This window comes from Parapedobacter flavus (assembly GCF_035818675.1).
GTDB classification, from domain to species: Bacteria; Bacteroidota; Bacteroidia; order Sphingobacteriales; family Sphingobacteriaceae; genus Parapedobacter; species Parapedobacter flavus.
Genome location: NZ_JAYKZZ010000001.1, coordinates 238,613 through 261,499, shown reverse-complemented (window position 1 = coordinate 261,499; position 22,887 = coordinate 238,613). Strand labels below are relative to the sequence as shown.

The 22,887-nt window shown below is 50.5% G+C and carries 17 protein-coding genes; 3 read left to right on the top strand and 14 right to left on the bottom strand.

The window, feature by feature from the left end; translation table 11 throughout:
• Window positions 1–11: 11 nt before the first annotated feature.
• From U9S71_RS01095 to U9S71_RS01080, 4 genes are all read right to left on the bottom strand, one after another.
• On the bottom strand, window positions 12–1,856 hold the full coding sequence (locus U9S71_RS01095) for a RagB/SusD family nutrient uptake outer membrane protein (protein ID WP_326324565.1): 1,845 nt from the start codon (window positions 1,854–1,856) through the stop codon (window positions 12–14).
• A gap of 29 nt (window positions 1,857–1,885) precedes the next feature.
• Window positions 1,886–5,026: a SusC/RagA family TonB-linked outer membrane protein gene (locus U9S71_RS01090; RefSeq protein WP_326324563.1), complete on the bottom strand. Its 3,141-nt coding sequence runs from the start codon at window positions 5,024–5,026 to the stop codon at window positions 1,886–1,888.
• Window positions 5,027–5,252: 226 nt separating this feature from the next.
• Entirely contained in the window at window positions 5,253–5,411 is a 159-nt protein-coding gene (locus U9S71_RS01085) for a hypothetical protein (RefSeq protein ID WP_326324561.1), read from the bottom strand.
• 99 nt (window positions 5,412–5,510) lie between these two features.
• Window positions 5,511–5,831 (bottom strand): hypothetical protein, encoded by a 321-nt coding sequence (locus U9S71_RS01080; protein WP_326324559.1) that lies wholly within the window; start codon window positions 5,829–5,831, stop codon window positions 5,511–5,513.
• 323 nt (window positions 5,832–6,154) lie between these two features.
• Between U9S71_RS01080 and U9S71_RS20970 the strand changes: the two genes are divergently transcribed.
• From U9S71_RS20970 to U9S71_RS01070, 3 genes are read left to right on the top strand one after another with little or no spacing between them, the layout of a single operon-like run.
• On the top strand, window positions 6,155–6,286 hold the full coding sequence (locus tag U9S71_RS20970) for a DUF2683 family protein (RefSeq protein WP_436410296.1): 132 nt from the start codon (window positions 6,155–6,157) through the stop codon (window positions 6,284–6,286).
• Window positions 6,287–6,325: 39 nt separating this feature from the next.
• The gene (locus tag U9S71_RS01075) at window positions 6,326–6,589 is read left to right on the top strand and encodes a hypothetical protein (RefSeq protein ID WP_326324557.1); all 264 of its coding nucleotides are present in this window, start codon (window positions 6,326–6,328) and stop codon (window positions 6,587–6,589) included.
• A complete protein-coding gene (locus U9S71_RS01070; protein WP_326324555.1) occupies window positions 6,582–7,223 on the top strand; it encodes a zeta toxin family protein in 642 nt (213 codons plus the stop codon). The genes U9S71_RS01075 and U9S71_RS01070 overlap by 8 nt, the downstream gene beginning before the upstream one ends.
• 71 nt (window positions 7,224–7,294) lie before the next feature.
• Here U9S71_RS01070 and U9S71_RS01065 read toward each other — a convergent pair whose 3' ends face one another.
• The 10 genes from U9S71_RS01065 to U9S71_RS01020 form a co-directional block, all read right to left on the bottom strand.
• The gene (locus U9S71_RS01065) at window positions 7,295–8,278 is read right to left on the bottom strand and encodes a DUF4973 domain-containing protein (protein WP_326324553.1); all 984 of its coding nucleotides are present in this window, start codon (window positions 8,276–8,278) and stop codon (window positions 7,295–7,297) included.
• Between the two features lie 25 nt (window positions 8,279–8,303).
• Entirely contained in the window at window positions 8,304–10,358 is a 2,055-nt protein-coding gene (locus U9S71_RS01060) for a RagB/SusD family nutrient uptake outer membrane protein (protein ID WP_326324551.1), read from the bottom strand.
• 11 nt (window positions 10,359–10,369) lie between these two features.
• Window positions 10,370–10,573 carry a hypothetical protein gene (locus tag U9S71_RS01055; protein WP_326324549.1) on the bottom strand — a complete coding sequence of 68 codons (204 nt, stop codon included), beginning with the start codon at window positions 10,571–10,573 and terminating at the stop codon, window positions 10,370–10,372.
• Window positions 10,570–13,458, bottom strand: a complete 2,889-nt coding sequence (locus U9S71_RS01050) for a SusC/RagA family TonB-linked outer membrane protein (RefSeq protein WP_326324548.1) — start codon at window positions 13,456–13,458, stop codon at window positions 10,570–10,572. Before U9S71_RS01050 ends, U9S71_RS01055 begins: the two co-directional genes overlap by 4 nt.
• A 16-nt stretch (window positions 13,459–13,474) precedes the next feature.
• Window positions 13,475–14,938 (bottom strand): IPT/TIG domain-containing protein, encoded by a 1,464-nt coding sequence (locus tag U9S71_RS01045; protein ID WP_326324546.1) that lies wholly within the window; start codon window positions 14,936–14,938, stop codon window positions 13,475–13,477.
• A gap of 337 nt (window positions 14,939–15,275) precedes the next feature.
• Window positions 15,276–16,484, bottom strand: coding sequence for an enolase C-terminal domain-like protein (locus U9S71_RS01040; protein WP_326324544.1), 1,209 nt, complete (start codon window positions 16,482–16,484; stop codon window positions 15,276–15,278).
• 45 nt (window positions 16,485–16,529) lie between these two features.
• Window positions 16,530–17,381 carry a sugar phosphate isomerase/epimerase family protein gene (locus U9S71_RS01035; RefSeq protein ID WP_326324543.1) on the bottom strand — a complete coding sequence of 284 codons (852 nt, stop codon included), beginning with the start codon at window positions 17,379–17,381 and terminating at the stop codon, window positions 16,530–16,532.
• A gap of 37 nt (window positions 17,382–17,418) precedes the next feature.
• On the bottom strand, window positions 17,419–18,528 hold the full coding sequence (locus tag U9S71_RS01030) for a Gfo/Idh/MocA family protein (RefSeq protein ID WP_326324542.1): 1,110 nt from the start codon (window positions 18,526–18,528) through the stop codon (window positions 17,419–17,421).
• A 35-nt stretch (window positions 18,529–18,563) separates the two neighbouring features.
• Entirely contained in the window at window positions 18,564–19,265 is a 702-nt protein-coding gene (locus tag U9S71_RS01025) for a ThuA domain-containing protein (RefSeq protein ID WP_326324541.1), read from the bottom strand.
• 118 nt (window positions 19,266–19,383) lie between these two features.
• On the bottom strand, window positions 19,384–22,728 hold the full coding sequence (locus U9S71_RS01020) for a PVC-type heme-binding CxxCH protein (RefSeq protein WP_326324540.1): 3,345 nt from the start codon (window positions 22,726–22,728) through the stop codon (window positions 19,384–19,386).
• Between the last annotated feature and the right edge of the window lie 159 nt (window positions 22,729–22,887).

Sequence of the window (22,887 nt, the reverse complement as noted above, 5' to 3'; positions counted from 1 at the left end):
TATCATAAAGATTATTGAAACGGGTTTAAAACAATCTTCGGGTTCGCATTCCGCCAATCTAAGTTGATGAAATTGTAATAATTCCTCAACTCGAAATTGCGCGGGTGCAGAGAGCCACTAAACACCAAGCGATCGAATACGTATTTCCCATCGTTCGGTGTGCCTGGGGCCACCACCAAATAGGGGAACAGGGCATATTGTTGGGCCGTCGGACTGTTCACCACTCCGTTCCAAACCACATGTGCCCTGCGGAACCGCTTCAAATCCCAATACCGGTGGTTCTCAAACGCAAACTCTACCCGGCGTTCCTGTATGATGTCATTCACGGTAACGCTTGTTAACGGCTGTATTCCTGCGCGTGCACGTACCTGGTTGATGTAACCTACGGCTACCGATTGTTGATTCAATTCCATGGCAGCCTCCGCAGCGATCAGCACCGCTTCGGCAAATCGGAAACGTGGAAACCACATCTCGCTGTTTCGCCCACGGGTGGAAGCCCCAGCAGCCTCATCCAAAAACTTACGGAAGAAGAACCCGGTTTTATTAACGTACTGATCGTTATTACGGACAGGTCCATTCGCGGAAGTAATTAATCGGCCGGCAGCATCCCGCTCGTCCGACTGGCCGACTACGGTTTGCCACGAACCGTTGTTCCATACTTTTTGGCCCGCTTGCAAGGGCACGGGCGATCCCTTAAATAAGGCATTCGGTAGAATGACCGTTCCACCTAGCCGTGCATCTTTGTTCGCAAAGGCATCCAATGGATCATCGTAAAAGACGTAGTCCCCTTGGTTATCCCGGATGTGGATATCGCCATTTCGATCGTCGGCGTATTCGAAATCTTCCACCAAATTCAAGATTGGGCCAGCATAGGCGCGGTCGATATCTTCAGCGTGCGAACCGGGAATATTCCGCGTTGTGAAGGGTGTCTGTTGCCCAGATCCGGGATAAATCCGATCATGAGCCCAGATGACTTCTTTATTGTTGTCTTTTACACTTAACGCTTCGTAGAAATTCCGCTCCAGATCATCCGGCTTGTTTAATTGCAACTCATACGGACTATCATCAATCACTACCTTTGCCGCAGCCAAAGCCTGCTCGTAATACCCTGCTGCACGATCAGCTGGGATGCCTACCTCGCCACCCGGCGTGGTAATCGGGCTCGCCATCTTGTTGTTGTAATTTGCAAGCGAACCCGCATAAATCGCCGCACGCGCTTTCAGCATCAACGCTACCCATTGGTTAGCCCGAGCTGAATGGGTGTTGGTCTCATCAGACAACAAAGGAGTTATGGCTTCGCACTCTTCGATGATGTAGTCATATATTCCCGCTTCGGTAGAACGTGGATATTGCAACGCCGTAATATCCATGCCACTTTCATACTCAAATACCTCATCGCCCACGATGGGCATGCCCCCCATGCAACGTGCCATATTGAAATAGGTCCAGGCCCGGAGGAATCGAGCTTCGCCTTCGTAAACGAGCTTTTCTTCTTCATCAACTGCCGTTGATTCACGTAACCCTTTCAAAAACTGGTTAATGTTCCGTATCAACGTGTAATCATACACCCGCCAAAGGTCATTTTCGTAACCTTGTATATTGTCTGGTCCACCATCCGACCTGCCTGCCTCATCCAGGATGGTATACGCATAGTCGTTGCTGATGTGTTGCCCCCAACTTACCCGGCCGTAATAATTGGCCAATACCGAACGGATCATCACCTCGTCGCCGAAAATCTGATCTTCGGTCATAATGGTGTCGGGCTGGCGTTCGAGGAAGTCCGAACAGCTGCTGAGGCAAGTAAGTCCACCCGCTAACACCAACGTTTTAAATATGGATTTATTTAAATTTTTCATGTTTACTTTTTGATTAAGGCGTCGCGCCGTTAAAACTTCACATTCAACCCGAAATTGAGGATCCGCATCGTCGGGTAACCTAATCCATTATTATCTTGCATCTCCGGGTCGATACCAATCAAGTTGGTGAGGGTAAGGAGATTTTGCCCTGAAAAATACACCCGGACACCGGTAATGGAAATGGGCTCCAATATGCGCTGAGGCAATGAATAACCGAAGTCCACATTCCGAAGTTTGATGTAACGGATATTTTGTTTCCAGAAGTCGCTGTTTTCGTAGTTGCTGTGATCACCGTTGCCAATCAGCAGCATCGGGTACTCACCGGGGATCAACTCACTGTTGGCATCAAAGATATCGGACAGCTTCCAAGCACCATCAATATAATACTGGGGCATGTTGCCTCCGTTCTGGAAGGGGGTACGCATTTCCCATTCCTTATAGAACGTATACATGGCTCCCCCAGAGAAATCGAGCCCTAAGTCAAATCCTTTATAGGCGAAGGCAAAATTGAGCCCAAAGTTAAGGGCAGGCGTCGCATCTTGGCGGTAGCCTATGGGTCGCCAATCGAGCTCATTTATGACCTTATCGCCGTTCAGGTCTTTGTATTTTATATCGCCCGGGCGTAATAGGCGATTCCCGTTGCCGTCGTTATCGATCGGCCATGCGGCAATTTCTTCCCAACTTTGGAATTGTCCATCAGCTTGCAATCCCCAATTGAGGTGACCATAACGTTGTACGAGCGAGTTACGGTACACATCCCACGAGTTGCTAAAGCGCGGCTTATACCGATCCCAATCAAAGAAACGGGAAAAGGTGACGTTACCAGCCAACGAATAGCTCCATTCGCCTGCTTGATCGGCCCAGCGTACCACGGCTTCATAGCCCCGGTGCATATCGGAATTCAAGTTTTCATTAGGCAACTCGAAGCCGGCTTCGGTAGGCACCAATACGTCATAACGTGAGGCTGGAAGGCCCGTACGTTTACGTTGGAAGAACTCTACGGTGGTGGTTAACCGGTGCTGGAGGAACGACGCGTCAAAACCCACGTTGAGCATCTCGGCGCGCAGCCACGACAGCGTGGTTACCGGAAGGCCGCGCGGCTGCGTACCCACCAGATATTGACCGTCGATTACCGACGAAGCCACATCCACCCAATCGCCATCGGCGTTCCGATACCGTTTGTAATTATAGCCGCTCAAGTAATCGAACGGATTATAGCCATCGGTATTGTCATCACCGACTAACCCGAACGATCCCCGTATCTTCAAATCATTGACAATGTTTGCGATTTTACTATCTTGCCAAAACGATTCTTGTGAAATCCGCCACCCTGCGGATGCCGCCGGAAAGAAACCCCAGCGGTCATTCGTGGGGAATTTCCATGAACCGTCATACCGACCCAATAATTCCAACAGGTATTTTCCGTTGTAATCGTAATTAACCTTCCCGATATACCCTAATCGCGCTTGCGGATTGTCTCCTTCATCATCATAAGTGTCCATAGTTTCGTAATCGATCAGCTCCAGAGCGTTCGCCGTCGGAATGGAATGCACCCACGTCGTCGGCGTTTTACGGAGAATACTCTCCACACCGCCAATGACCGCTAGGTTATGGTTACCATATGACTTGGTGTAGTTTAACTGCACGTTGGATGTAATTTCTTCCACATGTCCCATCCTACGCTCACGCCAAGGATTGTTGTTTTCAAAATCGACTTCATACGTATCTTCAGCTTCATTATACTTATATAATTTATACGTATATTCATGGTTGTCCATCCGCTGATTAGCGAAGTAGTAGCCTACCAATGCTTTGGCTTTCAATCCGTCAATGATATCATATTCCGCATCGAAATTGAGCTGGCTAACCCGCCAGGTCTCCGTCCGCTCGCCCGACAATTCATAATTCAGCCAGCCGAAGTTTGTGCCGGGGTCGGTGGAAGTCAATGCCGGGTAGTCCGGATTATCGTTTGCGAAGGGCCGTACCGTGGGCAAGTTGCGGAACGTAGCGAAACGTGGCAGCCAAAGGTCGTCACCCCCCGGCACACCGGGGTTTCTGCGATACTCGTGCCGTGCGTTGTAGCTAGCGCCCACACGGAATCGATTGGAAATCTGGGTGGTGATATTCATTTGCACATTGGTCCGTTTGAAACCGCCGTAGTTGACAATCACATCGTTCTGATTGAGGTGGCCCAAGCTGAAGTAATAATTGATTTTATCGGAGCCTCCCGAGACGTTGGCATTAAGGTATACCTGCGGTGAGGTCTCCCAAATATAGTCGTACCAATCAAATGGTACATAGCCTTTTTCCGTACCTTGGCGCCATTTCGCCAGGTCTTCCGCATCATAACGATAGTCCTCAACGCCCTGCACCGTTTCGGATTGGATGTAGCTCTCTACAAAGCTCACCGCATCCGCAGGCTGTGGAAAGGTGGATAAGTTCTGGAAACCGTAGTTGGATGTCAGGCTGATCGTGTTTTTCGTATTCCGCTTGCCTCGCTTGGTGGTTACCACGACAACGCCGTTCGCCGCCCGTACGCCGTAGATCGCCGCCGAGGCATCTTTCAGCACGGAGATGGATTCGATATCGTTAAAATCCAGGTTATTGAACTGACCTGCATCCTTCTGTACGCCATCGATAACGAATAGCGGCTCTCCCATGTTCCGGATTTGGATATTGGTAGCTGATCCCGGACGTCCATCGGTTTGCCGGAAGTTCAGTCCGGGGATCTTACCCACCAGTGCGCCTGAAGTCGTGGAAGACAACGATCTGCTGATATCGTCTGAACTGATGGTCGAAATCGCGCCGGTCAACGTCTCTTTCTTCTGCGTCATGCCGAACCCGGTTACCACCACCTCTTCCAATGATTCAGAAGATTGTGTCAGGTCGACAGACAGGTCGTTGGCATTGGGCTCCACCCCCATCACGGCTTGGTCATAACCGAGGTAAGTCACCAATAGCGAGTCGCCATTAGATGACACCTCGATGGTAAACGTACCATCGGCCGAACTCGATGTGGTTTGCTGACTGGCCAGCGCCTTGATGGTCGCATTGCCGATTGGCGTACCACCCTCCGCGTCCCGCACCGTTCCGGTAATGGAACGGGTCTGGGCCATTGCTGTGGATAGTCCGACGCACCACAGCAATGTCACAAGTAAGAACTTACTCATAGTTTGTTGTTTTGTTTTAATTGTTATAAATTGTATTGATTAAACCCGCATTCGACTATTCGCTCACCCGCAACCCGAGATCGGTTTATTTTGGTTTGATAGCACGTTTCCCCAGATGGTATAACTGCGTTTATCACAAAGGTAGCCGCATGTATCTTCGGAAAACCACGATATCGTACCTTTTTATAGTCAAATTATATCTCCGAGTACCGGCAAAAAGAGGTTACTATGGGTATAGCCGGCGGGTCTGGTGGAGCTGCTCGATACCCATGCGTTCGTCGAAATCGCACAGCAATATGCCGAAGCAATGGCGAGCAACTGCCGTACCGATGCCCTGCCATATTCGAACCAATCCCGAGCGGCTAATGGACGCCTCGCGCTCCATCTTCTTACGGAATCGCCTTCGGAATGGCTTCGGTGCTTGGTTTGGACTTCGACTGGGCTTGGTTTGGACTCGGACTGGACTCCGTTTGGCGCCGCCAGTCTAAGCGCAGTACAAGGCAGCATGGAGGGTAAACTTACCTCCGAAGCCGACCCGAAGCCGACCCGAAGCGGTCTCCAGCACGACCCCAATCCGATCCCTGCCCTGCCTTACCCTTTCCCTGCCCCAATGCGCCTTTCTCCCGCTATGCATCCGCTTACCCTTCGCTAAAGTGCCGCTGGCGGGGCCATTTACCGAGATATATGCGACACATATGGGGATAGGACCTGTGCGTGGTGCTTCCGTATGCATTTCACCTACAGGCGTACCGGTACCCGAAAGGCTCCGCATCATGGTCGGGTCTTCGTGCTGTACTCCGGCCATCACCTTGCTGTTTCGCTGCTGAAAACAGCACGCGGAACCCTAGGGGAAAGCTCGTACATACCCAAGAACACCGCAGCAGTCTGGGAGCGGTCACGGAGCGGTCCCGAAGCCGTATTCGAAACGGCAGTTGTTCTATCAATATGTCTATCGGCTACCTTTATACAGGCACGTATCCACCGTTTAAAAATTGAGTACCGATTGGGTTTCTCCCGGTCAGGTAAGTGTAACCGACCCTCGGTGAAATTTATAGTTTAAGATCCGATTGCCCTGGAATTGCACCCTCTGTATAACACGGAGATAAAAATATTTAGTAATTTTGAATCATGGGATATTTAATCTTACATCCGGACAGCAGCGAAAAGCTAACGGCAATCAAGGCCGTATTGAAAGCCCTAAAGGTTGATTTTGAGGAAAGCAAGCAACTTACAATGCCGATTTGTGTCGAAAATGACTGAAAAGCAAGCACGACGTGATGGTTAAATAAAAAACTTTATATGCAGACATTATCATTGAAAGAACAGGTTCAAAAAGGTTCGGATGCAGTGCGGGCATTACGGGCAAAACGGCTTAACCAAGGTTTGCCCTTCATGATTAATGTAAAGGGGATGGACAATGCGACCTGTTACCTCGAATATCCCGATGGCAGTATCCACTTGGTGCGGCAAGCACCGAATGGCACCGATTTCGAAACGATTTATGTACTTTCGGTAGCTGAATCGAAAAAACTTAAAGAAAAACTGAAATTGATGGATGCCTAACCTATTTATCATTACTGGCTCTAACGGTGCGGGAAAATCCACCGTCGGTTTGCCATATTTCCCAGATCATATCAACGATATTTTTGATGGGGATAAATTATACCTGCAAAAGCGCACCGAACTTTGGAAATCGGGTCTCCGCGTCCAAAAGGAGTTAACATTGCAAGCATCTGAATTTGTAGAACAATATTTTTCGGCATTGGTCGCAAAGGCTTTGGATACAGGTGCTGACTTTGCATACGAAGGTCATTTTTCCCGGGACGAAAGCTGGCATGTTGTTGAGCGGTTCAAACAACGGGGGTATCTTGCATATTTGATATTCTTCGGCTTGGATAACCCTCCGCTTTCTGCAAATCGAGTACTTATCCGCGCCAACGAGGGAGGCCATTCCGTGGATTCATTGACGCTTAGAGAGAATTTCTACGGCAATTTAAGGCAGGTAAACGACCGGTTTACTTTATTTGATTCACTAAAGGTAGTCGATACGTCTGAAACGGAACATAAAGACTTGGTTGCGATAGAAAATGGACACATAATTGATGCTTTACCCATTCATGAACAACCGGATTGGTTACTGGTACATATGCCAGCTATAGCAGCGAAAATAAGAAAGTTACCGGAATCATTGCCATAGAAAAAAAATCCGCCAGCGTCATCCCCGAGGGATCGGCGCTGGCGGAAGGCAGGTTAAAAAAACAGGTTAAATTACCATTCGATGGACTGGTCCTCGTCTGGAATCTGGGTATTCAATTGACGTTCTAAAATCAACGATCCGCTCACCTTGTAATTGATATCGACACTAGGAACCATGGTGTAATCGGTAAACTGGTAGTCGATGTTATTGATCGTTATATACCGATGTAGCAAATAAGGGCGAACGGCATCCATCTGCTCCGTGATGGTATAGCTGGCATCTTTATTGACCACGAACTTCATATCTGGATTATCGGCGCTAAAAGTCACTCCACCCGTTTCACTGAACGTTGCGTAGACCTTATACAGACGCCGGTCTTGCCGTTCTTCATCGATATTGCCGGCATAGAAGAAAATCGTGCTTTCATCCACCACATAGCTGCGGATTTCACTTTTAACGATGGGGGTTTCATCTTCGTAACCTTCCATGCTTGTTTTCAAGGCGGTACCGCTATAGGTGCCTGAATAATCATTGAAGGGATTAACACGCAAAAGTGCTTTCCGGTAGTGTTTCCGCGGATTGGCCTGATAATTATAAGACGGATCATCCGTAATTGTCAACGGGAGCACCCACTTCTCTGTCATATCGATATCCTTGAGGGTAAAATCGATGGCTAACAATGCGGTGCTTTCCCCTGCCTGCACATCAACCGTCGGTGATATGCTGAAATACTCATTGGTTAACTCCCTATAATAAAAGTCTTCCCGGTTCTGGAAACGCTCATAGTTCAGCACATCCAGTGTATCGGCATCTACCGCAATGTGCACCGTCATCCCCTTGTCTATCGTGGTAGACCCACTAACCACTAGCGGTTGTTGAAAAACGGTTTTCTCATCGCCTTTGTATCGAACATAGATATTGGATATCCCTTCGTTCGTGAGGGGTGCCTTAAACGACACCAGGTGTTTAAACTGCTCGTCTTTCCATTCGTCGTTGCAGGCACCGCAGAGCACCAACAGTGAAAATAGAAAGGGCGCTATATGTAACTTTTTCATCAGCGTAATTTTTAGTAGGTCCTTATTAATCATTATACGTCCATCCCGGATTTTGTGTAAGCCGGTGGTTGCGTTTCAGCTCACTATGGCTGATCGGCCAAAACCACATCTTATCTGAAAAGGTGGTTTTGAGGGCCCACACCGCTACGGGCTGGTGGAAAAGATCCCGTTCATTTTCATTCATCAGGATATTGCAACCGTAAACAGGCAATGCTTCTTCTACCGGGGCATCCATCCAACGGCGCAGGTCGTAATAGCGTTTCCCTTCTCCCATCAGCTCGATAAACCGTTCCCGTTTCAATGTTTTCCGCAACTCGTCTTTACTGCTGTACACATCAGCCGGGTAATCGGGCACGCCACCACGGATGCGGACAGGGTGAACACCACGTTGTATCTGGGTGATATCGCGACTGATCGTATAATTGCTGCCACGCCACGACGGGATGGTGTAGGAACCATCGAGCTCATTCAGTGCCTCCGCGTACATGAGCAGGATATCGGCATAGCGAATAGCAGGCTCTGCTTTGGGGACGATACGGCTGATGGCCCCGCCCTCGTAGGTATCACTCGGGTGAACAAACTTCTTAACCCCGAAGCCGGTGCGCAACCAGTATGCATTGGATGAGTTGAATCCATTTCCGCGGTCATCATCGCGGTAATAGAATACCTGCTGGTTCCGGTTCCGCTCTTGTGTTTCGTTGAGCAGGGTCCAGAAACTGCCATTATAGGCCACCGATGCATAGAATCGAGGTTCCCGATTGGCATATTGCAACGAAACACCGGGCCGCAACGGCCGGTAGTTGCCGGCGTCATAGTCCTCTTGGGTTACGTAGCCACCTACGCGGTCGGAACCGTCACCGCGACCGATTTCCTTGTCTTTCCCCGGGGCGTCTTCCCCGTTGTTCATGTAATAGGCGTCGACCAACTTTTGTGTTACGCCATGGGTATTCCAACCCGTTGCCGAGCGGGGCAACTGGTGCGCCACCATGGCAGCGATGCTTTCGCCACCTTGGTTGTTACCTCTGGTAAAGATCAACTCGGGGTTTCCGGAGGCTTGCAACGTACCATCAAATACTTGCGCATAAGACTTGGCGGGGTCGATATTTGCCCAGCCTTCCGGCCAGCTTTTTTCTGAAAAATTGTTGTCTGCCGGTGGTATCACCGTAGCGTCATCGCCCGTTTCCTGTATAGGTACCCAATAAAGTTCGTATACGCCGAGTTCGATCACGTCCCGGGCAGCGGCCGCAGCCTTTGCCCACTTTTCTTCGTTATAGTCGGCCGACAGCAACCGGTTCCCTGCATCGTCGGTCAGTGTGGCGGCAAAGCCTGCCGTATTGCCATTGGCCAATGGGCTTGCGGCATAAAGCAACGCTTTGGCACGGGTAGCCAGTGCCGCGCCACAGGTTGGGCGGGCCGAGCCGTCCTGACCGCGCGTCATGCCCAGCGTTTCCATTTCTTTTGCGGCTTGCAGCATTTCTGTGGCGATGTATTCGGCACATGCTTCATACGTGCTACGCGGGATGGCCAGCTCATCATAGCTCTGCGTGTAGTCCAACCCTTCATCGGGCAGCAGCGGAATAGGGCCGTATTTGCGGAGCAGCAACCAGTACAGGTAAGCCCGGGCAAACCGTGCCTGCCCGCGATAATCAGCAATCTCCACGTCAGACATCTCCGTATTCATGTGCACGTTGTGAATCAGTGTGGTGGCATTTCGGATGCCCCGATAACATTGTATCCACGTACCCTGTTTATCGTTCTCGTTATAATCCCCCATCTTGAACATGTTGTATGACAGCTCGTTCTTTGAGGGGTCATAGTCACTGTCCCGATCGCCGTAGTACATGTCGTCGGCAAAACTATGGGGCGTGAAACCTTTACTCGCCACGTCTGCGTTTATGCCCGCGAATTCTGCAAATACGTGAGCCAACCACTGTTCGGTGTATACCTTGCTCGAAAACACTTTTTCGACCGTGAGCCGGTCTTTGAAATACTGGTCCGACTCAAGGTAGTCCTTGTTACAGGAAGAAATGATGCTAGTGCCAAGCACCAACAATAACATACAATATATCTTCTTTTGCATCGCTTTTGATTTTATAGGTTAACACTGATCCCGAGTGTAACGGATTTGGGCAACGGGTAGTCTTCCCCTCTGGGGCTGCCCAGTTCGGGGTCCCAAAGCTTAAATGGTGACCAGGTAAGCAAATTGGTACCGACCAGGAAAATGCGGATATTATTGGTTCTTATCCGGCTAACCAGTTGCTTCGGCAGCGTATAGCCGATATCAACTGTTTTCAAACGGATATACTGCCCGTTGCGCAACCAGTATGTTGAAGCCCTGAAATTGTTGGGGTTAGCCCCATAACTGAGGCGTGGATAGGAAGCATTGGGATTTCGGTGGCCGGGTCACCGGAAATATCGGCCGAAATCCACCGGTTATCGCCCATCATTCCTTTCATTACCTGCCCCCACTCCCCTTCACTGAAGGCATATACGGTCTTTCCGTAAATAAAGAAGGTGGATTTACCGGCGCCTTGGAAGTGCACATTAATGTCCAATCCTTTCCAGCTGGCCGACGCCCCCAGTCCATAGATCAGGTTCGGCCGTCTCGTCGCACCGATTGCTACGCGGTCGCCATCGTTAATCACCCCATCGCCATTGATATCCTTATATTTGATATCACCGGGCTGGTAGGGCCCGAACGTTTGCGTAGGGCTATTGCGGATGTCGTCGTAATCTTCAAATAAACCTAAGGCCACCAACCCCTTCGCCTGATCTACACGGTAGCCTTTTTCATTCTGATACGGATACACGTTGTTCTCCTCATCCCTTTCGAGAACCTCGTTTTTGCTGTAGGTGATGTTACTCCGTGCCGTCAGGTTTACCGCGCCCACTTTCTGCTTATATTCAAGACGGCCGTCGAAACCACGGGATTTCACGGCGCCTACGTTGGCCCTTGGGTTACTTTCTAAACCCACCATGGCCGACAAAAAGTTCCGTTGCATATAAATCCCTGTCCGTTCTTCGTCGAAGAAATCCAGGTTGGCGATCACCTTGTCTCTGAAGAGGGCAATATCGAAGCCGAGGTTATGTTTGACGGCCATTTCCCAGGTAACATAGGGAGAAGCCACCTGGCTGTACCGCATGCCGCCGAAGTACCTGCTATAACCGTAGTCTGCCCACTGGTATCCACCTTCTGGTATCCAGTTTCCACCATCAAAACGTCCAATTTCTGAGAGTGTGTACAAATAAGGGAAGCGTTCGCCCCCACCTAACTGGTCATTACCCACCTTTCCCCAGGAATAACGGATCTTGAACATATCCAACCACGCTACATTGTCTTTAATAAACGATTCTTCAGACACGTTCCAAGCCCCTGAGATTGCCGGGAAAAAGCCGTATTGTTCGCCTACGGCGAAGTTTTCCGATCCGTTATACCCAAAGTTGAAATCGACAAAATAGCGGTATTTGTAGTTATAGGTGAGGCGCCCGGCCAGACCTTGGTTTCGCCGGGATATACCATTTTTGATATCGCCACCGATACCGACAGTTTGTACAAACGCATCGCGCGTAAACCGGGCCACAGCCCCCACATTATGGTCAGTTGCTATGCTTCGGTCGTAATTGATCATCACGTCGACGAACTCGCGCCGGTTGCCACTGGAACTACTGGCCTGAAACATTTCACTGGGGTCGGATACATGGCTGAAAACCAACTCGCCATTCTCGTTGCGCGCACGCTCGGCACGCCACTGTTCGGGCCATTTCCGGCGTTGGATATTGCTGTCGTTGTTCGTGTCGAACCCAACAATTCCGCGGGCACGGAGGCCTTTCGTGATGAAGTCAAAATTCTGCTCGATGGTGATATTAGTCTGTATGTTGTTTCCCCAATTCTCATTGAACCCGGTTTGTGTAGCCACCACCCAGGGGTTCGTCTGGTTTCCGGTACCAATTGCCGGCACGTAGCCGTTGGAATACATCACCGGTGTGCGTATCGGCGAGTAGCCGAAAAGAACACCCCAGAAATCATTATCGCCCAAGCCCGGGCTATTGCGTTTACTGAGCGAGCCTGCAACACCGACTTTCAACAGCGTCGACCGGGTGATGTCAATATCCGCATTCAACCGGTAGTTCCAGCGCCGGTAGTTGGCGTTGGTGTTGTAATCGTCCTTTAATGTTTCGTCAATTTTATACATTCCGCCTTCCTCTACGTAGCTGCCCGAGGCAAAATAGCGTGCTGTGGACCCGCCGCCGCTCATGTTTAGATTAGCGCGATAGGTCATGGCACCATCTTTCAACAGCAGGTCTTTCCAGTTGACATTGGGATACAAATCGGGATCCAGCCCTAAGCGCAGGATTTCCAATTCTTCGGGCTGATAAATTGGCTCGAAGTTACGGGTGATACGTGACTCGTTCAACAGGTTTGCATACGTAAACCCATCTTCGAACTCGGGTGTAATGGTCCGCGTGTTGTAGATGGTCTCATCTTTGAAGTTGATATTGATCTTCCCCTCCTTACCCCGTTTGGTTGTAATCAGGATTACCCCATTTGCTCCCCGCGACCCATAGATTGCCGTAACCGCCGCATCTTTCAATACCGTGAAGGTCTCGATATCTTCGATATTGATTTCGTTGAGGTCGCGCTCGATATTGTCGACCAACACCAGTGCTCCTGTACCGCCGCCAAACGTGGATATCCCACGGATCCAGAACTCCGAGATGTTCTTTCCCGGCTGCCCCGATTGCATCATGGCCAGCACGCCCGGTACGTTTCCGGCCAACGCATTCGATAAGCTCGACGTAGGGTTTGATTTCATGTCATTGACATCCACCGTACTGACGGCACCTGTCAGCGTTAACCTCGATTGCGGGCCGGTGCCTGTCACAACAACTTCATCCAGTACACTCATCTCCGATTCTTTGAGCGTTATATCGACAACGAAATCATCCTTAACCAATATTTCCTGCGCATCGTAGCCGACATAAGAGAAGGTCAGCTTCTTATAGCGCTCCATACGGATACTATACGTACCGTCATTATCGGTGACGGTACCCAACCCGGGAGCATCCGTTACAAAAACACTTACGCCGATTAACGGCTCCTTATTTTCGTCGACAACGGTTCCGGTTACTTCGACGATTTCCTGGGCCAGTGCACGTATTGTTACACTGATAAGTAACATACTTATTAATAATAACCTAGTCTTCATTTCCTTCATTATTAGGGTCTATTTGGTTTTCATCCATTTCTTCGAGGGCTATTTTACGAATACGGCGATTCATCTGGTCACCGACGTAAAAGGCTTTCTCTTCCTCACTGTAGGCGATTCCGGAGGGCCGGTCAAACCTAGCTTCCTCCCGTAGGTCACCATCCACGTAACCCCAAGGATCGTTGTTGATGCTGGAGCTGCCTCTCCCCGCAAATGTCGTTACGCTTCCTTCCGGCGTCAACGTACGGATGGCATGGTTATGTTGGTCGGTGAAATAAAAATCATATTCATCGGGCTTACCCGCAGCAACATAGTCTGGGTTTTTAACAAACACCCCTTGATAGGGATTCCGTAAGCGAACCGACGAACCCACGCCGTCTGCGTATCCCGCACTTCTAAGCTGCCCGGCTACCAAGTACGGTTGGTTAAATTGTTTCTTATCCCAATTGTAATCCACCCGGAGGATATAATGCTGGTTGATGACCAGAATGTAAGCGTAATTGCCTGTGGGATGCATAAAAATCTTGTACTCCCATTGCGGGTCATGAACCACAAACAGCGTTTCATAATCTTTGTCACCGAGGCCTTCATCGAAGTATTTATTCAGATCAAAGCGGAAAAACTGTCCCTTTTCGTAACTGTTGAAGTACATTTCACCATTGACGGGGTGGATGGACGCCCCGTTACACTGCCTGTATCTGGTCAGTATTTCCCTATCCTGCCAGTCCCTGTCGCGCGATAACCGATAGGTAGCCCGGTCGTTTTCGCCACCGCGGTCTTCGGCAATGATCATGTACTGGCCATCAATCGTAAAATCAATACTCCGCGGGCGGTCAAAATCCGAGCGTTTCTTCGTGACGGTACTGTCTTCGAAGTTAATCAGGTACAGTCCGTTATTAAAGTCAAAAGTCATCCATAGGTGCTTCGGATTGAGTGGATCGAACTTCATAAACGAGGGTTCCCAGAACCCACTCGCCATCTTGGTTTCATCAGGATCCTTGAACTTACCATCTTTCCATGGTTCGTCACCGCGATCATTGCGGTATCCGATGACGGTAGATACCACCATCTTACGCTCGTAATCGAATGCTTGGGATGCTTGGCCGACTACTTGTCTGTTTCCGTTGGCTACACGCACTTCGATATCGCCGGCAAACGCCTGCTTGGGTACCAAGCAATAGAGGGATTCGCCCCGCACATTGATCACGATCGCTTCCTTCCCACCGATAAATACCGACACCTTTTCGGGGTCGTCCCCGAAATTCTCACCATAGATCACCAGGCGTTGTCCCATACCTCCCGATTTGGGATTAAAGTCGGACACGACCACCGGCTTGGCCGGGTCGAACGGTTGTACGGCATCGACGGTTGGATTGTTATCCTTGCAGCCACCAAAGCTCAGTACGATAAACGCGACTATGACCAGGCATAATGGCTGTTTATCACTTTTCATGATTTGCATCATTTTCATCATAATAATTATTGGTTAACATTCATTTCATTAAGTTCCAGTGCGGTCGTCGACAACAATAGGCTAGCATGTAGAAGCATTCTCACGCTCAACACATGGTACGCCTGGCAGGCGAGGCCTTCACTAATCATCTTTAGCTAAGGTCGATGACGGCTATTTCAGATTCGGATAATTGGTATGACCTTTCACGGTCATGGTTTTTTGTTCATGGTTCGTTATTTTGTTTAAAAATAGTTTATAACTGTATGGATTAACACTTTATTCAACTAAATCGGTTTACTTATAAGGCGCAAACCAGACCGTGATATTCCCCTACGGGTTATCGCTGCAATTCCAGCCCGAATCCCGGCGCATCCGGCGGAATGAGCCTTCCTTCTTTGATGGTGTATGCGCTAAGGTCCACGTCGTCCGATGTGCTGGTGACACCCTCTATCGTCACCGTATTGCCCAAGCCACCGGCCATATGGGCGGTATAATAGGTTTTGAGTAGCGAACCCCACGCGTGGGGCGACGCCTGGACGCCGTATTGCACCAGCTTTGGCATAAGTTTCCGCCAGTTGGTAAATCCAAGGCCCTCGATATCCGAGATGTGCACATCCATCAACTTTTGCTGCATCAACTCGTCCAACAATGCTGGGTTGGGGTCGGCCTCACCCTCCGCGAGCAAACTCTTTACATCGGCCTTGGCCATCCAGTCGCGCAGTTTACGGTAATCCTGTACGGTTTCATGGAAGGGTTCCTCTATCCAGAACAGCGGCGTATCACCTATCCCCCCGAGGTAGGCCGTAAATTCACTGACGGTAAAACCGTTGTTGCCATCCACCAGGATCTCACAATCGGGAAAGGCGGCTGCTACCCGCTTGGTGACCTCGATATCCCGGGCCAACCCTTCTTTTTGAGCCATCCATCGGTGTCCTCTACCGATTTTCAACTTGAACTGGCGGTAACCGTAGTCGTAATCATAACGGCAGTTGGCCAGAACCTTATCGATACCTCCCGGCGCGTGGGCCGGTTCGAGGTCATCGAAATAAATCATGCCGCTGTAGTATTTGGTGGTAAAAGGCTTGTCGCGGCCGAGCATTGCGTACACCGGTTTGTTCAGTGCTACGCCTGCCAGGTCGTGCAGTGCGATATCGAAAGGAAGGTAGCGGTCGTCTGTGATGCCGGCATCGACATGGAATACCTCCGATAATTTCTTGCCCACCAACTCGGGAACGATATGCTGCGCCCCGTCACGGCCACCCCGAAGCGAAGCCCACCCTTTGGCTCCCTTGTCGGTAGTGATGGTACAAATGCCGATGCGGGGGCCGAAACCATGCACATCCAATCGAGCATTTTTACCCACGAAACGCGGGTATTGCATGCGCACGTCACCGAACGTTACCGATTGTATGGTATGGTAGGCCAGCTCTTCCTGCATGCGCGACGTCCCCGGCCTGCTCCGCAGCACTCCGCCGAAAGCCGTCTTTGACAGCGCACCTGCCGCCAGTCCGGCATTCAGCATGTAAATGAATTCCCTTCTTCTCATAATTTTGGTATTTAAATGGTTAATCCCCGATGTATCAACTACGCGTCATGGGCAAAATGTCTCCTTTAGAAATGTAAAACCTTCGGATGCCAGTTCATCGGCGCTATTGGCCAACGGCCGCCAGATACTGGCCGCCCGGGCCAGCTCTTTGGAGGGGGCGCCAAAGGTTTCGATGACCAGGCTTCCTTCGTAACCGATGGTATGAAGCGCATCCCGTATCCCCAACCAGTCCAAATGACCCGTTCCAGGTGTTCCGCGATCGTTCTCGTTGGCTTGGATATGAACCAATCGGTCGCCCAACTTGATGATACTGGCAGGGATGTCTTTTTCCTCGATATTGCTGTGGAACGTATCCAACAAAATCTTCAAATACGGGCTATCCAGTTCGTCTACGATTTCGATGGCCTGATCGACGGTATTGACCATATCCGTCTCAAAACGATTTAGCGGTTCCAGCGCCAATGTGACGCCCAGCGTTTCCGCCCGCCGGATCGCCTCATGGAGGTTTTCCAGACACCATTGCCTTTCCTGGGCCTTCTGCTCGGCAGGGACCAGACGTGTTTTTCCGACGGCCGAATACAATGGCCCACCAAATACCGGGCTTTCAAAATCGTTGGCGATTTCCAAACAGTCGATGATATAGGAAAGCCCAATTGCCCGGATTTCGGGCCGATCGCTGGAAATATCGCGGTCCATGCCAAAGGCACCGCTGACCGTCACACGCAAACCCAGCTCGCGGCTGACCTTCTTCAGGGCCACCCAATCGATCAGATCGCGGTCTTCCACAGCGATTTCGATGACTTCATACCCGATGTCTTTCGCCTTGCGCAGCACGTCAAACGACGCCGTTGAAAACGGAGAAACCCAAACAAACGTGCTAATTCCTATATGCATCATTTAAAACCAACCTAACTTATAAACCAATCAATCGTATTTATTCAAAACTTGGAATCTCGACACGCTCACCGCCCTTCATAGCCGATTCGTGCGCACAGATACCTGCGCAAGTATAGTTTGCGGCAAGCGCAGCGTCGACTGCCGAATCGCGGCCTTCCACGATGGCGGCAACGAATTCCTGTACCAAATGCGGGTGTGAACCACCGTGTCCGGCGCCCTGGAGGAACGACACGTGGTTGGGGTCGTCTATTTTCTCACGCTTGGTGAACGACGCGATCTCCGGAATGAGCAGTTCGTCCGTATCAGGGACATTTACGCGGACCGCATTCTCGCCGCCGTCGAACAATATGTGCTCTTCGTCTTGCAGTTGCTCCCACTCAAACGATTCTTTTGTTCCATACACGTCGTAGCTCTCGCGGTATTGACGTACTACATCGAATAGCGAACGGGTGGCTTCAGCTACCACGTCGGTACCTTTCAGCTTGAAGGTGGCGGTCTCCACCGCATAGGGCGCATTGTAACGGCTGGCCAAATCGTCCGATAGCCGTCCGGAACCGTGGCAAACCACCGATTCGGCAATGGTGTTGTTGATGCGCAGCAGGGGCGAAATCGCATGCGTACCGTTCAACATAGGCGGATATCCTTTCCAGTAATCGGCCCATCCGTCCATGCTCATATCCTGGATGTGCGATCCACGGACAAACTGGATCTTACCAAGCTCACCGTTTTCCGCTTTCTTCAATCCGTAAAGGAATTCGCGGGTATACAACGCGGTTTCCATCATCATATACACCTTGCCCGATTTGCGTTTGGCGGCAACGATCGCTTCGCAGTCTTCCACCGTCATCGCCATGGGGATGGTGCACGCCGTGTGCTTATTCGCATTGAGCGATGCCAACGTCATGCGGGCGTGCTCCGGTACGGGGGTGACCACGTGGATGGCATCTACATCATCGCGTTTTACGACGTCTTCGAAGTCGGTGAATATCAAATCATCATCGAGGTTGAATTTTGCTTTCAGCTCGTTCAGGGTATTTTCATTACGGGTGCAAATCCCAACAGCTTTGATATTCGGATGTTTCTGGTAAATGGGTATAAATTCCTTTCCAAAACCCATTCCTACGATAACGACAGTAATTTGTGACATGTTTTAATCTTGTTTTTAACTAATTATATCTTTATTTATTCATTTGCAACCCAGTTGATCGCGTTGATCAACAACGTTTTATAAGCCTCATGCTCATGGCTATGCTCATCGTGACCGGTGGTAATACCTACTATTTTGGCCTTGCGGTGCTTCACGGTGAATACACCCGGGTACACTGCGTCGGTTTCGTTCGACTGGCCGATGACCAGCACCTCAATGCCTTTGGCGGCCGGATCGGGCACGTGGCGGTACAATTCGTCCTTGAACTCAAATTTCGCCGGAACGCCTTGCGTAATGGGGTGCCCGGCATTGACCACGAAGTTTTTTATTTCCTGGAACGGCTCATGGCTCCTGCTGCCGCCCCCTACATAATTGAGGTTGTATGCGGGCCAATCTTCCCAGTTATACCATACCGCAGCATGTAACAGCAACAGTCCGTGGCCCTTTTCGATAAATTTGGTGATAGCAGCCTGCCCTTTCTTGCTGATTGGCTGATTGTTCGTCAAAATCAAAAGATCAGTTTGTTTGAGGTAGGCGGATATGGAATCGGTATGCTCCGTATACGTCACGTTGTACTTGCCTGTTGACTCGATGGTGTGGGCATCTTCCTGACCATACCACCTGCCAAAATCGTGGGAGCCGCCGCCACCGACCATCAAAATTTCGATAGGCTTGGTCTGACCGAGCACTGTGCCCGCCGTGATCAGCAATACAGCCAATCCCGTTAATCGTTTCATCGTTGAGTTCATTCGTTAATAATTTACTTTTTTAATTGCCTCATGGAACCTGCATTTTCATCGCCTTTGTGTTAGGCACTGACATGGCAGGTTTCATGTTAACATCCATTTGGTTTTCTTATTTCACTACGCGCATAATCCCATTCATCCCGCGCCAGTGCCCTGGAAATGTACATAAGTAGGGGTAATCGCCCGGCTCGGTCGGCGCGGTAAACTCCAACGTTACGCTCTCGCCCGGATTAACCAGGGAGGTGTGGTGCAATACTTCGGGAATATCGGGAATATACTGCTTTTCGTAAGCCTCTGACGACCGGAGCATATCATCTGCTGCTTTCCCTACGATATCTAATGTACCCGGTTGAATAATCAGCAGGTTATGCTGCATGCCATCGGGGTTTTCGAAAACGAGGGTGATTTTCTTGCCCGCAGGGACGGTAATCAGTTTTTTATCATACTGCATAATGTCTTTCACGGCTTTCAACTCAATCCGTTCCGAGGGCACGTTGGCCTCGGGGTTGGTCGATTGGGTATCGTCTTGTGCCGATACGGCCGTCCGGCTTGCGTTAGACAACTTCACGGTGATCCGGTTCGCGTTGCCCGTGAACTGCGATGAGCCACCATAGTCGGCAAATGCGTGCGCTTGGTCGAAATCCTCCCCTGAACGAAGGTTCAGTTGGGGCGACTCGGCAAAGAGGTGCATGGCCTTCGCCGTGCCTTGGCTCACACCGTTGATCAGCAGTTCCATCGAGGCATCTGCCGAGAGGTGGGCGTCGGCGACAAACTCGCGTGGCAGGTTACCACGCGACACCACCGTTGCGGTTTGGCCGTGTTGGTACACTTCGAAATAGAGCCGATTGCTTTTTGCATAAACGGCATACCCGCCGGCTTTATCACCTTGCCCTACAATCAGCCCATTATAGGGCTCGTTATCGCGTCGCTGTACTTCCATTTGGAGATGGATTTCCTTATTGGAAACATCGGGCGAGAACGCGAAACGGCTCCGGCGACCGAGCGTATACTCTTCCGTAGCGAGCGATTCGAGTATACGTGTGGCAAAGCTACTTGCACCCGGTGTTGAAGCCACCTTGAAGAATGGATTCTCATGTTGTGCTATGGCTGCAAACAAGGCTTGTGATAACCACCGGTCTTGCTCATTGACCTGATCGTTGGTTGCCGCTAGCAGCGCCTCCGCAACCGCTTCAGATGCCGGGTATTCCGTTACCTTCACGAATGCCGCCAGCCGGGTATTCAAGCTGGTATCGGCCAGTAGACCGCTGTTCAGCAACGCATCGCGGAACTTGTCGGCTACCGGCAGTACTTGGGCCGCCGCTTTACGCACACCCGCCGAGGGGTGCTCCAATGCGGCTATGACGGCATCAGCTACATCGTCCCGCTCACCGATGAGGTTTAACCCCTGCAGGGTCCATAAAGCGTGGATGGCGGGTGCGTTCAGACCGATTTTATCGATCTTCTGGTCGCCCGCAATGCGGATGAGGTCTTCGGCAACGTCGTCTTGCCCGCGTTCCACCAGTAATCGTTGCGCATGGGTACGCCAGAATTTATTATCGCTTTTCAGTGCCTCCAGTAGACCGTCTGGATCTTCTTTGGTCAGCTTAAATCCATTACGGTGCTTGGCATCTTTATATACCAGCCGGTACACACGGCCATATTTCTTATCGCGCAGCTCGCTATCAAACGCATTGCCCGGACCATGTGGTTGCTCGATAAAGGGCAACACCTTATCCGACGGTGCCTGTGCCGGCACGAACACGTTGTGTTGGATAATGAAATTATACCAATCGAGTATCCACACTGCACCATCCGGACCTACTTCGGTATGGATGGGGCCGAACCATTCGTCCGAGCTAACGGCCAAGTTCCAGCCATCGTGCTCTTTGAAGCCAGCGCCATCCGGTTCGATGATCGCGTTGTGCACCAAGCGTACCGTCGGCTCGGTAACAAAAGCCGTCCTATTCCAGTAGCTTTGCGGGTAATCACGCGCGGTGTAGAAGTGGTGTCCTGCGGCGGCAGTAAAGCCACCGACCACGTCTACCTGCCGGAGGTTGGGTGTCATGGCATGTACTTCATAGTGACCATCTACTTTCTGCACCGCGTTGACGGGATGCCGTTCATCGTCGTTCCGGAGACGGCGTTGCACCAATTGCTCGGGCATGGAATAGTAGGCACTGTGGGTATTGTTTGCCGTAGAGATAAACACGTTGTTATCCTCGGTCATACCCAATCCCCAGGTGTTGTTGCTGGTGGTTGCCAGAAACTCAAAATCAGTGCCGTCCGGATTGAAATGATACACCCCCTGTCCAAACGCCAGCCGCTTACCATCAATGTAACCATTGAACCCGGCATAGCCCGTAACGCCCCAGATTTTGTTATCAAACCCGTATTGTAGGTTGGAAGGGCCGGCGTGGGTGTCGTTCTTATTCCAGCCAGTCATCACTGTATCGCGTAGATCCGCCACATCGTCGCCGTCGGTATCCTTAAGAAAGATGAAGTGGGGCGCCATCGACAGGATGATGCCGTCGTTGGCAAACGTAAAACTCGTCGCAATATTCAGCCCATCTGCAAATACTGTAAACTTATCGGCTACCCCGTCGCCATCGGTATCTTCACAAATCTTTACCCGGTCATTTGCTTCGCCTTCCAATTCCACGAAATTGTTGGGGTAGTCCATCGCTTCGATAATCCACAACCGCCCTTTCTCATCCCAGCTCATCGCTATCGGGTTGACGATATCGGGTTCCGATGCAAATAGTTTCAATTCGAAGCCCAATGGAACCTGGGTAAGCTTGGCCGACTCGTCCGGCGATAGCGGGTCTTGCATTTTCGGCACGAAATGCCGGGCCGTGAAGTCGGCAATAGTATCTTCGTATATGCTTACACTGGGAATATCCAGTTTGGCCACCCAGCCCATCACTTCTTCGCCCAATGCCCATTGCGCACCGCTGTTGATTAGCTGCAAGAAATCCAACTGTTTCCAGGTAGCTACTTCTCTGCCGAGGGCGGTATGGAAGATGCGACCACTGCCCTTGACCAGGTATTGCACTCCATCGGCTGTACCCTCTTTCGCTTCCGCGGGCTCGGCACCGTTGATGATCAATGATTCGGCACCGAACGAAAGAAGCCCTTTTCCATCCGACACAAAATCGGACACCGCCCGCTGCTGGTCGGCTGCGATCGAATCTGAAACCGCAAACAGCACCACACCATCATATATGCTTAGCCCCTTCTTGTTCAGGTTGCCAAGGTCTTCGGAGTAGGTAAGGTTAATACCGCTTTGGAAAAGCTCGATGGCCAGCCACGACGCATACTTACTGGCTTCAACGCCCTCATCTGCGCTGCCTACGAACAATACTTCTGCACGCCGCGGATAATCACGGCTCGTATCCGTGCATCGGGTTAAGGACAGACAGCAAACGGCAACACACAAGTAGGAGATAAATTTCATATAAATAGTTCTATAATCGTAAACTAAGACAAAAGTAGGCCGCCAAGGCAAAAGAAAACCACGGTATCTTATCTCTTTATAGTCAAATTATATCATAGTTTAATATATTTATATATTTGCAATGACAAATCATGAAACCGAGAACGTAAATAATATTGA

Bases quoted from the DNA above. Each gene is read 5' to 3' on its own strand.
- U9S71_RS01095 (WP_326324565.1), bottom strand. From the start codon at position 1,856: ATGAAAAATTTAAATAAATCCATATTTAAAACGTTGGTGTTAGCGGGT.
- U9S71_RS01090 (WP_326324563.1), bottom strand. From the start codon at position 5,026: ATGAGTAAGTTCTTACTTGTGACATTGCTGTGGTGCGTCGGACTATCC.
- U9S71_RS01085 (WP_326324561.1), bottom strand. From the start codon at position 5,411: ATGGAGCGCGAGGCGTCCATTAGCCGCTCGGGATTGGTTCGAATATGG.
- U9S71_RS01080 (WP_326324559.1), bottom strand. From the start codon at position 5,831: ATGGCCGGAGTACAGCACGAAGACCCGACCATGATGCGGAGCCTTTCG.
- U9S71_RS20970 (WP_436410296.1), top strand. From the start codon at position 6,155: ATGGGATATTTAATCTTACATCCGGACAGCAGCGAAAAGCTAACGGCA.
- U9S71_RS01075 (WP_326324557.1), top strand. From the start codon at position 6,326: ATGCAGACATTATCATTGAAAGAACAGGTTCAAAAAGGTTCGGATGCA.
- U9S71_RS01070 (WP_326324555.1), top strand. From the start codon at position 6,582: ATGCCTAACCTATTTATCATTACTGGCTCTAACGGTGCGGGAAAATCC.
- U9S71_RS01065 (WP_326324553.1), bottom strand. From the start codon at position 8,278: ATGAAAAAGTTACATATAGCGCCCTTTCTATTTTCACTGTTGGTGCTC.
- U9S71_RS01060 (WP_326324551.1), bottom strand. From the start codon at position 10,358: ATGCAAAAGAAGATATATTGTATGTTATTGTTGGTGCTTGGCACTAGC.
- U9S71_RS01050 (WP_326324548.1), bottom strand. From the start codon at position 13,458: ATGTTACTTATCAGTGTAACAATACGTGCACTGGCCCAGGAAATCGTC.
- U9S71_RS01045 (WP_326324546.1), bottom strand. From the start codon at position 14,938: ATGAAAAGTGATAAACAGCCATTATGCCTGGTCATAGTCGCGTTTATC.
- U9S71_RS01040 (WP_326324544.1), bottom strand. From the start codon at position 16,484: ATGAGAAGAAGGGAATTCATTTACATGCTGAATGCCGGACTGGCGGCA.
- U9S71_RS01035 (WP_326324543.1), bottom strand. From the start codon at position 17,381: ATGATGCATATAGGAATTAGCACGTTTGTTTGGGTTTCTCCGTTTTCA.
- U9S71_RS01030 (WP_326324542.1), bottom strand. From the start codon at position 18,528: ATGTCACAAATTACTGTCGTTATCGTAGGAATGGGTTTTGGAAAGGAA.
- U9S71_RS01025 (WP_326324541.1), bottom strand. From the start codon at position 19,265: ATGAAACGATTAACGGGATTGGCTGTATTGCTGATCACGGCGGGCACA.
- U9S71_RS01020 (WP_326324540.1), bottom strand. From the start codon at position 22,728: ATGAAATTTATCTCCTACTTGTGTGTTGCCGTTTGCTGTCTGTCCTTA.